Annotated in this window: 1 protein-coding gene; it reads left to right on the forward strand. The window is 49.4% G+C overall.

Annotated elements, in window-relative coordinates; genetic code table 11:
• Window positions 1-1,030: AMP-binding protein (locus ACTHUR_RS11900; RefSeq protein WP_440398711.1), on the forward strand; the 1,030-nt coding region annotated here is incomplete at both ends.

Raw genomic sequence — 1,030 nt, forward strand, 5'->3', positions numbered from 1 at the left:
TCAAACATGTGATTGTCGCGTCGGTCGGCGAGATGTTCGGCATGATTAAGGGCGCGTTGATGAACTTCGTCATCCGCAAAGTGAAAAAAATGGTGCCGGAATACCGCATTCCCAATACCATCACTTTTCAGACGGCCTTGAAGCAAGGTGCGGCCAATACGTTCAAGCCAGTCGAGTTGACGCGCGACGATACTGCCTTGCTGCAATATACAGGCGGTACAACCGGTTTGGCGAAAGGCGCCGTCCTTAGTCACGGCAATATCTGCGCCAATATGCTTCAGGCGAAAGAATGGATTAAATTCCAACTGAGCGAAGGCGAAGAAACCGTCATCGCCGCGCTGCCGCTTTACCACATCTTTGCCTTGACGGTAAACCTGATGATTTTCGCCAATACCGGTTCTAAAATCATCCTGATTACCAACCCTCGCGATATGAAAGGATTTATCGGTGAATTGAAAAAAGAGCCGATCAGCGTATTCATCGGTGTGAATACCCTGTTTAATGCGATGGTCAACCGTCCGGATTTTGCCGAAGTTGATTTTTCCCGTTTGAAGCTGACTTTGGGCGGCGGTATGGCAACACAAAAAGCCGTGGCGGAAAAATGGAAAAAAATTACTGGTACGCCGATTGTGGAGGCTTACGGCTTGACCGAAGCCAGCCCGGGCGTATGTTGTAATCCTTTGAATATCGAAGCTTACAGCGGTGGTATCGGCTTGCCTGTTTCTTCAACCGAGGTCGAATTGCGTGATGCAGACGGCAAAGAAGTGCCTATCGGACAACCGGGCGAATTGTGGGTACGCGGCCCGCAAGTGATGAAAGGCTATTGGAACCGTCCGGAAGAAACCGCCAAAGCAATCGATGCGCGCGGCTTTTTGGAGACCGGCGACATTGCTGTTATGGATGAAAAAGGTTGGTTGAAGCTGGTGGACCGCAAAAAAGATTTGATTGTGGTATCTGGTTTCAATGTGTATCCGAACGAAATTGAAGAAGTGGTGGCTAGCAATGACAAGGTTTTGGAAGTCGCCTGTAT

This window comes from Neisseria sp. P0021.S007 (genome assembly GCF_051956855.1).